Raw genomic sequence first — 17183 nt, 5'->3', positions numbered from 1 at the left:
CCTCGGCGAACTGCGCGTCACGCGTATTATTGAGGGCTCCAGACCGCAGCAAGGGCTGCGCGAATCTGGGCAGGGCCTTCGGCGAGATCGACCTGCCGCACCGAGATGGGTAGTCCGTCGATCTCGACGTCCAGATCCCGACCCGCGGATCCCTCCACGAGCGCGCCGAGCAGTACTGCTCGTGTATGCCCCGCGAACTCACCGCGGAACACGGAGGCGTAGGAGACCAGCTGGCGAACGTAGCCGGGCTTGAGCATCGTCTTGCCCTGGTGCTGAGTAAAGACCGGAGCGAACTTGCACTCCACGATCACCTGCTCGTGGTGATCGCGTATCACCACGTCCGCGTTGAGGTTCGGCAGGAACGCGAGATCGGCCGGGCTCCCCGTGGCTGGCCAAGAACGCCGCTCGGCCGCAACGGAGTACCCGCGTGGCGTGAGGTGGTGGCGGTAGAACCCTCGCACGGCCTGCTCGAACAGCCGCCGCAGCGCGCCTTCGTCTCGCAGGATCTTCGGCAACTCGGATTCCCCTGGGCTGTGCTCTGGTGCGCACATCTCGCGCACCAGCGCACTGAGCGTGAGCAATGTGCGGTCCTCGGCGTCGAAGTGGCCGAACTGCTCCTTGGAGAGTTCAGCCGTCGTCGGACTCACCGGGGCCACGCCCGAGCGCTCGAGCATCTGCGCGGTCGTCAGGCAGTGCTGCCGCACCGGGGCGGAGACGGCACGGCGCGAGGCCTGCCGCAACGTGACCAGCATGGACCTGTACCGGGGCAGATCGACCGTCTGTTCGTCGTAGCGGCACAGCACCCGCCCGGACTGCATGAGCTGACCGCGGGCCGTCCCCAGGTGGTCGATGCGTCCGCGGACGCGGGTCAGCGGTTCGAGGCGGCGGTGGTACCCCTGCGCGAGCATCGTCCGGACCCGGCGCTCCACTCGCGTCGCAAGAACCTCGGCCAATGCGTCCAGCAGATCGTTGTCCCGCTCTCCGCGCAGCAGACGCTCCCGGTTCTCGCCCGTGAGCTTGTCGAGCAGGTCCGAGGCGTACAGCAGCAGGAACCAGACGCTGCGCACGTCGATACGTGTCGTCCCCGCACCGGCGACGAACACCTCAGACCTCCGCGAGCAGTTGCTCGACCATGCGCTCGACGGCCGCGGGATCGTCGTGCCAGTACTCGCTCAGCTGCGGCGCGACCGACGTCTCGACGACGGCCTGGAACCACGGCCACAGCTCACTGGCCTCGACCTCTGGGGTGAAGTAGGAGTGGCCGATCCGGAATGATTTCCCGAGGTTCGGGTCCTCGGCGATCTGGTCGTTCATCGCGATGACCCGGCGCGCGATCTCTTCGATGTGACCCGCCGGGGCCGTGCGGAACTTGTCCCGCAGGTGGGCCTTCCACGCGTCGTTGAGCTGCGGCTCGAGCTCGAAGAACGCGAAGCGCCGGCGGAGGGCGAAGTCGACCAGAGCGAGCGACCGATCCGCGGTGTTCATCGTGCCGATGACGTAGAGGTTCTCGGGCAGGTAGAAGCGATCCCCATCGTCCCGGGTGTAGGTCAGCTCGAGGGCCTCCCGCTCGGAGCGCTTGGTGTGTTCGAGGAGGGTCAGCATCTCGCCGAGCGCCTGGGCCGGGTTGCCACGGTTGAACTCCTCGATGATCATCACGTGAGGGATGTCGGGGTCCTGCCGTGCGAGTTCTGCGTGTTGCAGCAGAGGTCCGTCCACGAGCTCGAGGGTGCCATCTCCTGCGGGCCGCCATCCGCGCACGAAGTCCTCGTAGGAGGTTCCGGGATGGAACTGCACGGCGCGGACGCTCAACTCGTCCTCGAAGCCGATCAGCGCGTAGGCGAGTCGGCGGGCAAGCCAGGTCTTACCTGTGCCCGGCGCACCTTGCAGGACGATGTTCTTCGTCGACTGCCAACGGTCGATGATCCGGCGCAGCTCGTGCGGAGGGTGGAAGGCCCCGTCTTCGATGATCGACTCCACGGTGTAGGGCGCGCTGTCCAGCTCTTCCGCGTCCTCCACTGCAGACCCCTGGTCGTGGTCGATCCAGCGTTCGAACAATGGAGACTCGTAGAAGTTGGGCAGAGGACCCGGCGACGGGGACATCCACTCCCGCAGGGCGGCAAGGTCCACGTCGAGATCACCGCTTGCTGGCCGGCCGGTCACCTCGGGGAAGAACTCCTTCACGATCAGCCTCTTGTCCTTGTCGACGACGATCGGGAAGAAGTAGTCGGGATGCCCCAGGTAGGTGAGCGAGCCTCTCAGGGTTGGTTCCGGTGTGCCGGGCGAGTTGCTCACGATCTCGCGCCAGGCGAGAGGCTCCTCCCACCCGCGGTCGAGTTCCTCCGTGGTGAGTGTGCGCAGGTACCGCACGAATTCGATCAGCATCGACAGCTGTTGGAAGCGGCGGGTGCTGAACGCGACACCTCCCCCGAAAACGGGAGACTCGAGCGCCTCGGTAATCTCGTCAGGTATCTCGTACTCGCCAGCCGCGTCCCGCAGAACACGCTCGATGTAGCCCACCTTGGTGGCGGGGAGGTACTGCGCGAGAGGCAGGATCTGCAGCAGGAAGATCTCTGCGAAGAGCACACGGACATCGTCTGAGACCCCATCCAGCTGCAGGTCCAGCTTCGAGAAGAAGTCCTTGCCCGAGACGTCCGGCTGCTTCGCGAAGCGCTCCATGAGGAGCTCTACGTTCTCGTCGGTCCACACGTCGTGGTCAGTAAGTACGGATCCGCCGGCGCGAGCGCACTCCAGCAGCCGCTCCGCCTCTCTGCTGACCGGTCCGTCGAAGTCGATGAGACTGCACGCGGGCGGCTCTCCCGGGATCGGTTCGACGGATCCCTCAGCAGATGCGGGCTGAGCTGCGTCGAATTCGGCGAGTACCTCATCAATGCGCTGCGAGGTGACGTTCCCGCGGGACAGGTTCCACTCGCCGACGACTCCGATCATCTCGCGCGTGAGCTGCCACGGCTTGTGAGCAGGATGCTCGGGATACTTAGCGCGCAATGGACGGCGCACGTCCTCGTTCGCCTTCAGTCCGAGCTTCTCGGAAACGTGCTTCGGTCGCCACATCGTCATGGGGATGACCGTAGCGGGTAGGGGCGACATCCGGTCGGCGATCGCGGACAGTACGCCTCGGGTCGAGCACGAACGGAGCGCGCGCAAGACCTCTCCCCAGCATGCACCAGGCCGGCGCGAGGTCAGCTCAGTTCGACCAGCTCGAAGACCGAGCGGTTCGTGGGATCGATCTGGTTCAGCGGCAGTCGCCACAGCAGGAGGTGTTCACCGCGCCGGGCGTGCTCCTCGACCCAGGATCGGGCGCGTTCAAGCGTGCCGAAGACCGCGCAGGGATTGGTGTCGACCTCCGGCGCGAGCGGACAGTCCGTGTCGACGGCGACCCAGACGAACTCCTGCGATGCACGAGCGCGAGGTCCGATGACCTCGAACTCGATCCAGTGCACCCCGATACCGGGGTTGCGCAGCTCGGCTCTGATCGCGTCGGCCTCCTCCTCGTAGACACCGACGAGCGGCCGGTACGGACCGAACGTCGTCGGGCTGTCATCGGACGGGACCTCGCGGAACATCAGTTGCACGTAGCGCGGCTCGGGCGAGACCATGCGCATCTGCTGCAGCTCCTTCATCGTGAAGACGGAATGAGGGGTCGACACGTGGCTACACCTGAGCTGCTGCGGCCAGGTGTCCGGTGCGCTACGGTTCGCCAGCTAAAGAGGCTGGATGCGGGACTGCGCCCAGTGTGCGCACGGTGAAGGGCTGGTGGTTGAAGAGCCCGTTCCTCGCCACGAGCCCCACGTGCTGTCCGTCGGGCACGTCGACCCGCGCCCCGGCCGCTCCGAGAACACTGGCCGTGCCGCGATAGCGAGCACCGACGGCGAGTTCGTGCGTACCCCCAGTGGTATCAATCTGAAGCGGTCGGCCCCACTTCGCCTCGTGGTCGACACCGTCTAGACGAACGACCGGGTGAGCGAACAGCCTCAGAAACCACCCGTTCACCCAATGGGTGCGAGGCGTGACCGCTATGGACGAACTCATGACCTCACTCTGTCATGACGTCGAATGGGTTCATACGGCATCTCGGCGTCGATGCTCGTCATGCGCCGAGCTCGACGGGTTCGATGAGCGAGGGATCTGTACGGTCGACCTTCCGGGCGTTGTTGACCTGACGGTCGACCGGGTAGGTCACGAGTGTCTTGGCGATCTCCTCGGACACCTCGCCCAGCCCCTGGTGCAGATCGGCCTTCTCGTCATCGTCGAGCTTGCCTGGCGCGAGCCACTCCCCCAGCTTCTCGTCCGGGAGGTACGCGGGCATGCGGTCGTGGACGTCGCCCGCGGCGTCCTTCGCCTCACGCGTGATGATCGTGAAGGTCACCTGCCAGTCCTCGCCCTCCTTGCGCGCGGCAGCGAGTCCGGCGGCGTTCAGCAGGCCGCCCTTCTCGGGGTGGACGTAGTACGGCTGCTTCGTGCCGTCCTCCTGCTCGACCCACTCGTAGTAGCCGCTCATGGGGACGACGACGCGCTGCGAGGTGAAGGAGCCCTTGAACATGCCGTTGCTCGTCACGGTCTCGAAGCGGGCATTGATCGGCCGCGGACCCTTCTCTTTCGCCCACGAGGGGCGCAGGCCCCAGCGGGCGGGCTCGAGGGTGCGCTGCAGCTCGCCCTCGTCGTCGAAGTGCTCGCGGACGACGGGCACCAGCGTGGATGGCGCGATCGAGAACACCGGCGACCAGTCCGGATCCTCGCGATCAGCCTTGGTCGCGACGTAGGCGTGGAGCAGCCCCGCCTCGTCGTAGTCGAGCACGAACCGTCCGCACATGATGGATCCCCTCGTCGTCGTGGGATCGAGCGTAGACCGTGCCCGAATCGGCTCGGAAGCGGTCGCACTCGCAGTAGAATGCCCCAAAACAGGACAGTGGAGGGGTGGGGCGTGGAACCAGAGATCACCGATCGTGCGAAGAGCTTTAACACCGGGAAGAAGCTGGCGAAACGAACGGCTCGACTTCAGCCAGGCGAAGTCACCTTCTTCATCGGTTACGTCCCGGGCGTGATGGCCGGGTTCGACAGCTTCTACTTGACCACGCTCGGGTTCGCCGGATTCAACTTCTCGACCCCTGACCCTCGCTTCATGTACGGGGATGTCATCGGCTACGACGACACGGAAAAGGGCGGCGTCGTCATCCATCGCAAGGGTGGAGCCGCCGATATCACGATTCCGAAGCTTGACATGGTGGAGCGGCTCGCTCTCAAGGCCGCACTGGAGACCTTCCCTCGCCTTGGCCCCAACAACGAGGCGTGGCAGGCCTGGGTGGCTCGGCGCAAGGAACTCACTGACGCCTACATGCCCACACAGAAGGAGTTCGTCCAGGCGTCTCGTCAGGCCGAGGTCACCTCGCGCGAGGAGCGGACCAGGCTCGAGCGCGGGCACCAGGAGGCGCTCAAGGCTCGTGCAGCAACGAAGACCTGGCCGAACACTCGGCTCCCGAACGGCCCACCCAACAAGGCGAGCGGCCTCACGATCCTGCAGCACTGTCACGACAGCGAGGAACCGTGGTTCATTCTCACGAGCTTCATGGCTGGCTGCATGGCGTGCTTCGATGACCGCCTGATGATCGTCAAGGGTGGGAACATGCAGGGTTACATGGCCGGCACGATGTTCGGCAGCCGCAGCACCACGTTCTACTACCACGACATCAATGCGATCGAGTTCAACAAGCAACTCCTCGGCAGCGTTCTCGAGGTCCTGACGTCGTCGTATCAAGGGACGGCGAACCACGACTATTGGAGGGGTTCGAATAGTAGTCGTAACGCGGATGCCGGTAGTCCATGGACTCTGAGCAACACCCTGCCTATCAACAACTCCGAGTACACGAGCGCTCGGGCCGAGATGTCGGAGCTCCGGCAGCGCATCGCCGCCGCGAAGCAGACGAGCGTGAACATCACGATGCCGGCCGGAATGCCCACGCCTCCTCCCCCGGCAGCGCCCGCAGACGATCTGGTGTCGCGCCTGGCGAAGCTCGGCGAGCTGCGCGATGCCGGCGTGCTCACCGATGAGGAGTTCCAGACGGCGAAGACCAGGCTGCTGGCAGGGCCGAATGCGTAGCAGCCCGGGCTCGGAGTCGAGGCTCTGGCGCGTAGCGAGGCGCTTCCTCAGTCTGCGTTCGGGGAACGATTGTGGTCCCGGATGACGACGCCGTTGGCGTCCTAGTTCAAGACAGCCGGGGCATCGTCGGCCATCTGCATAAGACACTCGGACTCCCCCCGCCATGCAGTCCTGGATGATCGGGTCCACCCACTCTCCGGCCTGTGCATCCGGGTACATGAAGCCGTAGTCGTCGTTCCAGACCGAGGTGTATGGGCCGCCCGAGTCCCACCCTCCAGCGGTCAACGACATCATCGCGTCCTCCTCGGGCGCTTCGACGATCATGAAGTTGCCACCTCCGGGCGTTGTGATGTCGATACACGACTCCGTGTTGCCGTTCCTGATCCATTCGTTTTCGCACTGCGCACCAAGCTCAGCAACTGCTGCTTTTAAGCTGTCCGGGTTGAAAAGGCCCGTGGCATCCGGAGTCACTGATTCAGCCTCAGAAGGTGTGGCTGAGGTCGTCGGCTCAACCGTCTCGGGCTCATCGGGCGCAGTTTCTCCGCACGACGTCATCAGCGTGACGGCGAACAGCAGTGCAATCCATTGCCCTCTCGTTCTCATGTGGTGAGTATGCGCCAGTCCGATGACGTTCGGCGTCCGAAAGTGGGTGTGCGGTGCGATGATGCGATCGCGAGCCTTCGCGACTCCACTTCGACACCTGTGAGGCCACCGCCGTGAACAGCACCCACGATCCTCAGCGCCGAGCACGCTCTGAGACCCCTCAGCGATCGCGGCCCACGGCCCGTCGAGAAGACCCACCTCGCAAGGCTCCAGCTGAGGAGTTCAAGCATACGGGCCGCGCGAAGCAGGGCAGCTTCACCACGGAGCACAGGAAGACCCGCGCGGCCGCCGAGGGCTGGATCGTCCTCACGCGGACGCCGCGTCGGCGCAACGTGCTCACGATCGCAGCGGTGGTTCTCGTCGTCGTGCTGGTCTGGGCGCTGATGATGAACACCGCGTCGAGAACGCGCGCGCACGACATGGAGAATCAGATGGTGAACCTCTGCAATCTGGCTCTCTCGGACCGACTCTCGACGACCGGTGGCAGCGATGTCCAGATTGCCCCGAGCACGGATCTCACGATTGACGAGCTCTCCGACGGCGTCCGGCTCACCACGCGCGTCAACAGCGATGACGGCACAGAACCCATGCGCTGCACGGCGTACTTCGCCAAGGGGTCCACCACCAAGATCGGTGCCGTCGACATCGATCTGGGGCGATAACCATGGGCAGTGCCTACGAGTTCGAGCGGCCGATGCAGTTCTGGCACAAGCGGAACCTGTACCTCAAGGAGCACTACAGCCATCTCGACGGCGTGCGCTTCAGACCGACCGGCGAGCCGCCGCAGACCGTGGAGGGCACCACCGGGCCTCTCGTATTCACGTCCTCGACGCGCCTGCATGGCCTCACGTGCCTCGTCACCGACGCTTCCGGGGACGCTGCCGTCGGCAATGCCATCGACGAGTTGCTGAACCTGCGCTACTCGCAGGAGCCGACCACGGAGACAGCCGAGTGGGGCCGGCACCGGGTGCGCCAGGTGATGTTCGGGCCGATCGACCACTCGAGAGGGGAACCGAGGACCCCCGCCGAGCTCCAAACCTGGGACGAGGCGTGGAAGGAGTACCGGCGCGTGCTGAAGAGTTGGCTCCCGGACCTGCGGGCCGACACGATCGAGGACGAGCACGGCAGGACAGGGCTCGGCAGGCACGGCATGGTGCTCGGACTGCACGCGGCAGTCGGACGGGAGCCGATGCTCTGTCAGACGCCGGAGCGCCGGCATAGCCGTCTGAAGACGACGGTCTTCGGAGCGATGCTCGAGATCCCGGATGGGGATGAGATCTCAGCCGTCGCGGACATGCTCCATCTGGCGACGCGGGCACTCCCCGCGCCTTCGCAGCTGACGAGGTCCGTCGTGCAACCGCGGTGCGGCCACGGTCAGGCAGATCTGCTGCTCGACGGCACGCTGATCGAGGTGAAGTCCGGTGGCAGCACGCGCATACAGACGCTCTTGACCGGGGACGGTATCCGCCAGCTCCTGGGCTACGTGCTCTCGGTGCCGCCGACGCTCGAGAAGTCCGGCTCGGTGACGAGAGCCGGCTGGTACCTCGCTCGCTTCGGGCTGCTCTGGGACTTCCCCATCGAGGAGATCCCGAGCCGACTGTACGGCCGCCCGCTCCCCCTCGACGTCGCGCGCGAGGCGTTCCGGCGCGGGGTGCCGCCGGCGGAGGTCACCGGTTCTCGGGCCTGAGGGCGTTTGAGACGACGGAGCCCCGAGGGAAAGTTCTCTCGGGGCTCCGTGCGGCTCACCGACGCGCTGCGACCTTCGCGGTCTTGCCGGAGCTCTTCGAAACGGTGTTGTAGCCGCTCTTGGACCCCTTGACCTTGACGGTGATGGTCTTGCCCTTCTGGGACGAGTCGAGGACCAGAGTGGACTTGGCCGCACCCTTGATCGGCTTCCCATTCGCGTACCACTGGTACGAGAACTTCGTTCCAGAGCTCCAGCTGCCGGCCTTCGCCGCCAGCTTCGATCCCACTCGGACGGTGCCCGAGATCTTCGGGGTCGAGGCAGTCAGGATGCCGAGGGAGACCGGCTTCGAGACCCGAGAGGAGTGCGAGATGGTCGTGTACCCGTCCAGACGGCCGATCACGGTGACCGAGAGTCGCTTGCCCTTCAGCGAGGGCGTGACGGTCATCGAGGGCTTGGTCGCGCCGTTGATCGCCTTGTCGTTCGCGTTCCACTGGTAGGAGAGCTTCGCGCCCTTGGACCAGGTGCCCGGCTTGGCGTAGATCTTCTGACCGATGCGGCTGCTGCCCGACAGCCCCGGCGTCGCCGAGATCATGGTGCCGGCGGCGACGGGCTTCGAGACGCGCGAGGTGTGCGAGACGTTCGCGTAGCCGGCCTGCTTTCCAGTCACCGTCACCGTGAGGCGCTTGCCCTTCAGCGAGGGCGCGACGGCCATAGACGACTTGGTCGCGCCCTTGATCGAGACGCCGTTCGCCTTCCACTGGTACGCCAGCTTCGCGCCCTTCGGCCACGTGCCGGCTGTCGCGATGATCGTCTGGCCGACGCGGCTGCTGCCCGACAGGCCCGGGGTGGGACCGGTCATGGAGCCGGCGGCGACCGGAGCAGTCGCCTTCGAGGTGCGCTGGGCCGCGACGTAGCCGTCCAGCTCACCTGTGACGGCGACCGAGAGCTGCTTGCCGAGGTGGTCGGGGGTCACAGCGAGCTTTGCGGAGGTCGCGCCGTCCAGGGCAGCGCCGTCGGCGTACCACTGGTAGGAGAGCGCCGTGCCCTTGGTCCACTGCCCCGGCATCGCGCTCAGGGTGTGCCCCACGGTGGGAGTGCCTGCGATCTCGGGCGTCGAGACGTCGAGGGCTCCCTGCTCGACCTCACCGAGCAGGGTCGAGTAGCGCTTCTCGGGGAGCCCCTCGTGGGCACCGATGACCAGGACCCCGATCTGCTTCCCGGCGAGGTCCGGGGTAATCGTGAGGCTGGGGCCACCATCACCCTCGAGCCACTCCAGCTGACCACCGGTCCCGGCCGCCCAAACGTACTCGTACCGCGTGTCGCGAGCCCAGTCGTGCGGGACCGCCGTGACCTTCTCGCCGACGCGGAGCGTGCCGGTGACCGTGGTCGCACTCGGGTGCTGCGCCTCGGGGAGGACCCGGCCCGCGAAGAAGGCCGATGCGGTCGAGGAGCTGTAGTCGTCGTGCACACCCTTCACGTAGACCTCGATCAGCCCGTCCTCGAGCTCGGGAGTCAGGGTCAGCGTCGGACCGGTCGCACCCGGGATCGTGTAGCCGCCGCCGTCGGGAAGTCCGGAGACGACCCACTGATACGTCAGCCCGGTACCCTCAGGCCACCTGGCCGTCTCAGCGGTCAGCGTCGATCCGACGCGGCCGCTCCCCGTCACCTTCACGGAGCCGCTCGACAGGGCCGGGAGCGTGGCGGCGGGGGTCGGATCCGATTCCGCCGTGCGATCGGTGTGACCGGCGAGGACGCCGGTCACCTTCACGGTGATGCGCTTGCCTGCGACGTCGCGCGGCACCTTGATGCGGTCCTCGGTCTGGTCCGGGATCAGCTCGCCGTCGGCGAACCACTGGTACGAGAGCTTGGAGCCCTTCCCCCAGCCCGCGGTGTCGGCCACGATCGTCTTGCCCACCTGCGGCGTGCCCGCGATCGTCACGGTGCCGGCCGTCTGCTCGGCCAGACCAGCGACCTTCGCTGTGCGGTCGCTGTCAATGCTGACCGGGTCGAAGACAGCGGCGGAGTCGCCGACGTGGAACCAGGTCGTGGACACACTGATCTCGTGCCCGACGTGGTCGGTGGTCAGCACGTACGAGTCGGATTCCACGTCGGCCTGGCGGACGTCGACGCCATCGACCTTCCAGTAGAACTCCGCGGCCTTCCACCCGGGCCAGCTGCCGACGTCGGCCTTGAGGGTCGCACCCACGGTCGCGCTCCCGGAGACGACAACCCGCGGGGTGACGGAGGTCGGCACCGAGGGAGTCTCGGACGAGACGCGGGCATTGGTCGTGTAGTCGGTCTTGGAGCCGACGATCTCCACGGACAGCTTCGCACCGACCTGATCCGAGGTGACAGTGAAGTCGCGCTTGGTCGCGCCGGCGATCGGCTCACCGTCGGCGAGCCACTGGTAGGCGAACGTCGTGCCAGCGGTCCAGCGGCCCGTCGCCGCCGAGAGCACCTGGTGCACCTGCGGCGGGTTCCCGTCCTGCAGACCGGTGATCACCGGGATCGACGAGTCCAGCGTGAGGTTCAACCGAATGTCCGAGTCTGCAATGCGCCGCGCGGGCGAGGTGAAGCTCGCCGTCTGGTACCCCGGGTTCGACGCGATGACTGTGAGCGTGAGGTCCTTGTCCCCGTACCAGGGCTGGTCGAACAGGAACGTCGTCCCGGTCTTGCCGGGCATGGGCTCGCCGTCGATGTTCCACTGGTAGGTCATGGTCGTGCCCTCGGGCCACTCCAGCGGGACAGCCTCGACGCCGCCACCACCGGGCAGCAGCTCGAACTGGACAGGCTCGGGGGTGAACTCGGGCCGGCCCTCGGACGTCGCCGCGGGTGTGGTCGGGTCCGCATGCGCGGACGAGGTCGGCCCCAGAGCGAGCGCTCCGCCGAGCAGGAGGCTCGCCAGGAGCGTCAGCGAAATGCTCCTCGACACTGCCGCCCTGAACCTAGAGGGAGGGATGTGGAAAGTGGAGTCGTTGACCTTCATGAAAACCCCCTGTTGATCGAGGGGAGCGTCCAGATAGGACCTCCCTAGAATGATTACTCCCATTCTACTGCGAGGGGTGTTCACGGAACAGGCCTGGGACAGAGATTCCTGAACAACTTTCGGCGCGGCGGCGCATGATGTTGATAAACCAGCGCTCGACCGCTCAACTGTGGACGATCCTTCCTGAGCGAACAGCCGCGGAATGCATGAAAGGAGTGCCGGAAAGACAAGAACCCCACCTCGGAAGGTGGGGTTCTCGACTGCCTCGGCCAGAGGCAATGTCTCGCTCTACGGAGACAATGCCAGTCTACACGAGGAATCCAGGATATCGGCGGTGCGCCGCATCACTGTCCAGCGTTCGTAGCGACCTTCTGGACCTCCTCGGTGACAGCCTCGCCGGCGTCACGCAGCTCCTGGAGACGCGCCGCCAGAGGGCTCGTGTCCACCGCAGCCTCCTCGCGCAGCTGCTGCGCAAGGGCAGTCAGCTCTTCCTCCTGCGCGCCCGTCATGGGCGCAAGGTCGGGGACGACGTCGCCCTCGTGAAGCTCGAGGGGGTCGCCGGCCTGGTCGCCGAGCTGCAGGTAGACGGTGCCGGAGTCGGATGCCGAGAGCACCCAGTAGGTCGCGTCACCTGCGAAGTCGCGGGGGTGGGCTACGGGCCCTGTCGCGATGCCGGTCACACCCTGCTTGACGAATCCGTCCTCGACGAGGGTCTCCGCTGACACGTACGCGGGCGCGTCCTCACCGACGCTCATGAGCCAATGGCTCTCCTGCGCGACCTGCACGTCGCTGAGAGTCTGCATCGCCGCGGTGTCATGGGCGACGCCCAGAAGCGGGGAGAGTGCAACCGCGGAGCAGGTGCCCGCCGCGAGGAGGCAGAGCCTGCCGAAGAAGGACGAGACGACGGTGGAGCCGTCCTCATTACCCCACGCAGCACGGAGCCTGCGAAGAAGCGATCGAGAATCGGTGGTGGACGAAATGAGCGGGGTGCCGACAATGGCGGTCATAGTGACTCCTCTAGAGCGAGAGATGGTCACAGCTGCAGGCGCTTGGCTAGAGCGCCTGCCGGTTCTGCTGTGGTGCTCCTAGTGTATGGCTCCGGCGACCGAAAGGGAAGGGGTTGGGCCAACTTTTTTCAACTTTCTTCAGTAGGTCACACAGCGATGTTGATAAACCAGCATCGCACCCCCGGAATGCCCGTCGGAACCGTCCCGGGGAATGACAGGAGGCCACCCTGAGCACTGCCGGCTAGGCCTATCTGCCGGGGCGCGCCTCCGGCCCGCCCCTCCACGGGGAGTCGTCCAGGAGGAGGGGGGCGATCCTCCCCCCGGGGTTCAAGGGGTGAGGGGGGGCATGCCGCAGACGGCTCACGCTGGGCGTCAGGGCTGCCGGTCGCCGAGTGTTGAAGCACGCCTCAACACTCATCACCGCAGGCCAGAGGCAGTTTCACGGGAAGCTCGACCTGCTGTGTTGAAGTCGAGAAGACCTGCTTCAACAAACATCACCGCAGGTCAGAGGCCCTTTCTATACCAAATGTTGAAGTGTTGAAGTGATCTAGAGGGGTTAGTAGGGAACTTCCTCCCCGAGGGCCGTCGCCGCTGCATGTCCTACAGCAGAACTCCGCCAAATCGCTTCAACATCTCAACAGCCACCCCCAGTTTCCGGCTCTGACCTGGGCTAATGCGTGTTGAAGAGCGCTCCGTCAACCTCAACATGGCTCACCGCGAACTCCACGACCCCCTCCCTCTTCTCTGTCTGACCTGGGGGAACGCGGACGGCGGCCGTGTTGGAGAGCTGCTCAACAGGCGGCTCGACGTCGCCACCGTGGTCACCCCGGCCCGCTGCTTCACCGTAACCCCGCGCGGTCGCGGTCGCGGTCGCGGTCGACGGGAGCTCTCGGCGGTCACGGCGGTAGTCATCCCAGTCGTGCAGTTGTGCCGGTTGCGCTTCACAACCGCCACAACTGCACGCCCGCCACCGGCCTCCTGGCCGGGCGGCCCCTCCTGAGCGACTTTGCGTGGAGCGGCCGGAGGCCGCGTTAGAGGGTCTTGTTGACGTCCACCTGCGCACCAGCACTGCGCTCCCTTCGACTCCAGTCTGATCGCGCCTCGACTGCGTCGTGACCGTCGCCAGGTCGCTCTGGTCGAACGGCGGTTCGTCGTCAGTCAGGATCGACTCGCCCAGTTATTTTGCGTAAGCATCTTGTGAGGGCAGACGTTTCCATGTAGGATGTGGCCACTCAAGCAGATCCCACAGGGTTCCGGGTACCCAAACTCGGCGTGCATCCCTGATAGCGGCCGGTGAAAAGAGCCCAGACGAGGCCGGGAACCGGATGGCTCCCCATGTCCTGAGGACTCTCCATGTCTGCTGAATCCAGTCCTGATGCACCCCTGACCGACGCCGGCGCGGTGCAGACCCTCCCGCGCTCGGTCGAGATGCTGCTCTCCGACGAGGGCGACCCGATCCTGACGATCGGCGAGGTCAGCCGGATCCGTGTGCCCGGCCACCTCCCAGCGTTCGGCTCCGAGCCGACCATCCGCGACCACATCGCCCGCGGCGTCGTCCCCACCGAGCGGTTGGGCGGCCGTGGTATCGGGATCCGCAGGTCAGACCTGTGGCGACTGCACATCCCCGGCCGCCTCGTACCCGCGTCCATGCAGGAGTACGTGGCTCCCCGGCAGAGCTCGCAGGACACCCGCGAGATCGCCGACGTGACCGCTCAGGTGATCCGGAGCTGGCCCACGATGGACGACCTGCACCGCGCAGCGCTGCGCGACCTCCTCGCCTCCTGAGGACAAAGAAGAACACCGCCGGCTTAGCCGACGGTGCACTCCCCCCAGTCTGAACCTCGCCGCTGAGCGTCCAACTCATTCGCGGCACCATCTCTGAAAGGCCCTTCCATCGTGGCATATGACAACGCCGAAAGCAAGTACGAGCAGCCCGTTTGGGATGACGACTTTGATGGTCTCGACATCTCGGCACCGATCGCACTCGCCACCCCGCCTACCGAGGAGATCCCGCTCCCGGACTGGGCGGTGACCGCCCGCAGGCAGGTTCTGAACTGGCTCCAGCCCCGCATTAAGATCGCGACCCAGAGCGACATCATCCAGGAGGCCACGAAGGCGATCCTGGCCCAGCTTCCGAAGGGTGTCGTGCCCGATGCAGACTTCGCTGGGGTCGTCGTGACCGTCACGAACGAGCTGCTGATGGAGCGCAACGGGGCGATGCCGAAGGGCACGCCGGCAGCGGCGCGGATGCTCCTGCTGAGGGCCCCCACCTTCTGGCAGATCGCTCAGTTCGTCATCCACTTCCACCACGCCACTCTCATCACGCCGAACAAGAAGGTTGAGCTGCGTGACCGCGAGCTGCTCGCCGTCTATCGGACCGACGGCCCGCGGGCCGGCACGTTCGACAGCGATGACCTGTACATCCGGGGGCTGGCCAATGAGTTCAACAGGAACCTCCTCCGGAAGGAGACCACCGAAGTCCTGCAGATGATGCGCGAGGCCGCCCCTCGGCGGGAGAAGAACGACAACCGGGACCTCATCGCGTTCAGCAATGGGCTGTTCTACTACGGCACCGAGCCTAAGGACATCGAGCTCAACGGCACCACCTACCACTTCGAGCCCAAGTCCTTCCGGGACTTCACCCCTGACGTCGTCTTCACCTCCAAGTTCACGGTGCGGTACATGGACGTCCCTGAGCTGCCCGAGGTGCGCATCCTCGACCACGTCGACACCGACGGCCCGGACGGATGGGAGGTGCGCGAGTGGATCGAAGACCTCGGTGACTACCCCGGCGGTGAGGGTCTGAGCAAGCTGCTTTGGGAGATCATCAGTGCGGCACTGCGTCCGTACGTCAGGTGGACCAAGATCGCCTTCCTCTACTCCGAGGTAGGCAACAACGGAAAGGGGTCCCTGTGTCACCTCATCCGCAACATTCTCGGCCCCGGCGTGCACGCGTCGATCCCCCTTAAGGACTTCGGCAAGGAGTTCTACCTCGAGCGCCTTCTGCGTGCTAATGCCGTCATCGTCGACGAAAATCCGGTCAATACTTATGTCGACGACATCTCCAACGTCAAGGCCGTTACCAATGGCGACACCTTCACTGTCAACATCAAGGGACAGAACCCTGTCGACATCGCCTTCAACGGCCTCATGATTCAGTGCCTCAACGGCGAGCCGAAGGTGAAGGACAAGTCGAACTCGTGGTACAGGCGAGACCTGTTCGTCCCGTTCGACAAGACTTTCGAGGGCAACGACCTCAAGTACATCAAGGACGACTACCTCCAGCGTCCGGAGGTTCTCGAGTACGTCGCCTGGTACGCGATGAACCGGGCGGGCGCTGAGACCCCCGGTGAGTTCTACGAGCTGAGCAACCCCGAGGTGAGTCGTGTGTTCCTCGAGCAGTACAAGGAGGCCAACGACCCGGTGCGCCTCTTCTGGAGCGAGAACCGCGACCTGTTCCGCTGGGACTTCCTTCCCTGCAAGTCTTTTCTTTACCAGTTCTATAAGGAATGGGTCCTGGACATCAACCCGGAAGGTCGGAAGGTTTCATTTCCGATGTTCCGGAAGTCAATCCTCGAAGCTGTGAAGAACGACGAGGACTGGTACGCCGACGAGGTGTACAACGAGGAGAAGCGCCGTATGGAGTTCAAGGTTCAGCGGCCCCGTGGCATGGTCAAGGGTGCGGAGCCCCTTATCGAGCAGTACCGCGTTCCGGTTCTGTGGGACCCAAACAAGGGCCACCTCGCGGCCCACTGGCGCAAGAACGACCCGGTGGGTGGGATCAAGCGGAAGGTGCCCGGCTCTGCGAAGCCGCTCCCGGGCAACGAGCCCTGCGAAGACGACTGCACCTGTCACACCACCGCAACCTGGTCGTCCACCTCGACGGAATTCAAGTGGGTCAACGCCACCCAGGATTCTCCCTGGGATAACGCCGCCGACCACGATCCGAGCGCTACCGCCTGACAACCACCCCGACCACCTGTCCGTAGTACCCATCACCCATCGCAGTACCCACCAGAAAGGAACCCCCATCATGGCTCTCAACCGCAAGCTCACCCGCGAGGAGAAGGCGATCCGCGAGCAGCAGGCCGAACTGCAGCGCCAGCTCGAAGCCGTGCAGGCCGAGGCGAAGGCACAGGAGGCCGCCCTGCAGGCCGCGGCGAAGGTCGCCGGGCTCAGCGCCTACCGTGTCGTCGACGCCCTGTACGACATGCTCGAGGTCGACCCCGAGACCCCGACGAGCCGCATCACCGATCGCGGCACCGTCGTGGTGCCCGTCGACAAGAAGGAGGAGGAACGCACCGAGCGCCTGCTGGCCATGCTCGAGACGATCATCGAGGAGGCCGACCCCGCTCTGCTGGCCCGCCTGAAGACGGAGGACAAGGAGGGCATCGAGATGCGCCACCTCGAGCGCGAGGAGCGCCGTGAGAAGCGCGAGAAGCGCGGGCGGAGTCGGACCACCCCGACGCCCGTCCAGCCCGTCCCGAAGCCGCTGACGGCCCCTCAGAGCGACGATGAGGGCGAGGAGGAGCCTGTGACGCCCCAGTGGGGTCAGCTCGCCTCCTGAGCCTCTCCATGAAGAAGCCCCGCCGGATCGCTCCGACGGGGCTTCTTCATGCTCGGGGTTTGCTCACGTGCGCAGCCGGCGACCCTCGGCCTTGGGGCACGTGGGAGCGTGCTCGATCGGCTCCCCCGCGTACAGCGCGGCCATCTCGTCGCACTCGGGGCAGATGCGGTAGCCGCCGGCGAACACCTCGTCGCCGTGCAGAGCAGGTCCGTTCCACATGG

Annotated in this window: 13 protein-coding genes; 6 read left to right on the top strand and 7 right to left on the bottom strand. The window is 65.6% G+C overall.

The features are described 5' to 3' along the window. Positions 1-26: 26 nt before the first annotated feature. The 4 genes from FHG10_RS01300 to FHG10_RS01285 all read right to left on the bottom strand — a co-directional run bounded on the left by FHG10_RS01300 (position 27) and on the right by FHG10_RS01285 (position 4828). A complete protein-coding gene (locus FHG10_RS01300) occupies positions 27-1103 on the bottom strand; it encodes a 5-methylcytosine restriction system specificity protein McrC (protein ID WP_193636154.1) in 1077 nt (358 codons plus the stop codon). 1 nt (position 1104) lies between these two features. Next, on the bottom strand, positions 1105-3267 hold the full coding sequence (locus tag FHG10_RS01295; protein WP_227487962.1) for an McrB family protein: 2163 nt from the start codon (positions 3265-3267) through the stop codon (positions 1105-1107). After that, positions 3198-3614, bottom strand: a complete 417-nt coding sequence (locus tag FHG10_RS01290) for a hypothetical protein (RefSeq protein ID WP_152351526.1) — start codon at positions 3612-3614, stop codon at positions 3198-3200. Before FHG10_RS01290 ends, FHG10_RS01295 begins: the two co-directional genes overlap by 70 nt. A gap of 491 nt (positions 3615-4105) precedes the next feature. Further along, positions 4106-4828 carry an SOS response-associated peptidase gene (locus FHG10_RS01285; protein ID WP_152351525.1) on the bottom strand — a complete coding sequence of 241 codons (723 nt, stop codon included), beginning with the start codon at positions 4826-4828 and terminating at the stop codon, positions 4106-4108. A 111-nt stretch (positions 4829-4939) separates the two neighbouring features. Here FHG10_RS01285 and FHG10_RS18145 point away from each other — a divergent pair, with 111 nt between their 5' ends. From FHG10_RS18145 to FHG10_RS01270, 3 genes are all read left to right on the top strand, one after another. After that, a complete protein-coding gene (locus FHG10_RS18145; protein ID WP_227487961.1) occupies positions 4940-6112 on the top strand; it encodes an SHOCT domain-containing protein in 1173 nt (390 codons plus the stop codon). A 953-nt stretch (positions 6113-7065) separates the two neighbouring features. Next, the gene (locus tag FHG10_RS17865; RefSeq protein ID WP_193636153.1) at positions 7066-7377 is read left to right on the top strand and encodes a hypothetical protein; all 312 of its coding nucleotides are present in this window, start codon (positions 7066-7068) and stop codon (positions 7375-7377) included. 2 nt (positions 7378-7379) lie between these two features. Beyond that, the gene (locus tag FHG10_RS01270; RefSeq protein WP_152351523.1) at positions 7380-8402 is read left to right on the top strand and encodes a hypothetical protein; all 1023 of its coding nucleotides are present in this window, start codon (positions 7380-7382) and stop codon (positions 8400-8402) included. A 55-nt stretch (positions 8403-8457) separates the two neighbouring features. Here the strand turns inward: FHG10_RS01270 and FHG10_RS01265 are convergent, their stop codons facing one another. Both FHG10_RS01265 and FHG10_RS01260 read right to left on the bottom strand, forming a co-directional pair. Continuing rightward, a complete protein-coding gene (locus tag FHG10_RS01265) occupies positions 8458-11334 on the bottom strand; it encodes a hypothetical protein (RefSeq protein WP_152351522.1) in 2877 nt (958 codons plus the stop codon). Between the two features lie 398 nt (positions 11335-11732). Further along, positions 11733-12395: a hypothetical protein gene (locus FHG10_RS01260; RefSeq protein WP_193636152.1), complete on the bottom strand. Its 663-nt coding sequence runs from the start codon at positions 12393-12395 to the stop codon at positions 11733-11735. A 1353-nt stretch (positions 12396-13748) separates the two neighbouring features. On the opposite strand from FHG10_RS01260, the gene FHG10_RS01255 reads away from it, so the two are divergent. From FHG10_RS01255 to FHG10_RS01245, 3 genes are all read left to right on the top strand, one after another. After that, positions 13749-14180, top strand: a complete 432-nt coding sequence (locus tag FHG10_RS01255; RefSeq protein WP_152351520.1) for a hypothetical protein — start codon at positions 13749-13751, stop codon at positions 14178-14180. A 111-nt stretch (positions 14181-14291) separates the two neighbouring features. Then, complete coding sequence (locus FHG10_RS01250; RefSeq protein WP_152351519.1) at positions 14292-16358, top strand: DNA primase family protein; 2067 nt, start codon at positions 14292-14294, stop codon at positions 16356-16358. A gap of 70 nt (positions 16359-16428) precedes the next feature. Further along, positions 16429-16962: a hypothetical protein gene (locus FHG10_RS01245; RefSeq protein ID WP_152351518.1), complete on the top strand. Its 534-nt coding sequence runs from the start codon at positions 16429-16431 to the stop codon at positions 16960-16962. 63 nt (positions 16963-17025) lie between these two features. Here the strand turns inward: FHG10_RS01245 and FHG10_RS17860 are convergent, their stop codons facing one another. Continuing rightward, on the bottom strand, positions 17026-17181 hold the full coding sequence (locus FHG10_RS17860; RefSeq protein ID WP_193636151.1) for a hypothetical protein: 156 nt from the start codon (positions 17179-17181) through the stop codon (positions 17026-17028). Between the last annotated feature and the right edge of the window lie 2 nt (positions 17182-17183).

The organism is Brachybacterium subflavum (genome assembly GCF_009299795.1).
GTDB lineage: Bacteria > Actinomycetota > Actinomycetes > Actinomycetales > Dermabacteraceae > Brachybacterium > Brachybacterium subflavum.
Note: the sequence above shows the minus strand (reverse complement) of the source record. Positions and strands in the feature narration are given on the sequence as shown.

What these genes read in the sequence shown, in the direction of transcription:
- FHG10_RS17860 (WP_193636151.1), bottom strand. Translation starts at nt 17,181, where the DNA reads ATGTGGAACGGACCTGCTCTGCACGGCGACGAGGTGTTCGCCGGCGGC.
- FHG10_RS01260 (WP_193636152.1), bottom strand. Translation starts at nt 12,395, where the DNA reads ATGACCGCCATTGTCGGCACCCCGCTCATTTCGTCCACCACCGATTCT.
- FHG10_RS01245 (WP_152351518.1), top strand. Translation starts at nt 16,429, where the DNA reads ATGGCTCTCAACCGCAAGCTCACCCGCGAGGAGAAGGCGATCCGCGAG.
- FHG10_RS01255 (WP_152351520.1), top strand. Translation starts at nt 13,749, where the DNA reads ATGTCTGCTGAATCCAGTCCTGATGCACCCCTGACCGACGCCGGCGCG.
- FHG10_RS01285 (WP_152351525.1), bottom strand. Translation starts at nt 4,828, where the DNA reads ATGTGCGGACGGTTCGTGCTCGACTACGACGAGGCGGGGCTGCTCCAC.
- FHG10_RS01290 (WP_152351526.1), bottom strand. Translation starts at nt 3,614, where the DNA reads ATGGTCTCGCCCGAGCCGCGCTACGTGCAACTGATGTTCCGCGAGGTC.
- FHG10_RS01270 (WP_152351523.1), top strand. Translation starts at nt 7,380, where the DNA reads ATGGGCAGTGCCTACGAGTTCGAGCGGCCGATGCAGTTCTGGCACAAG.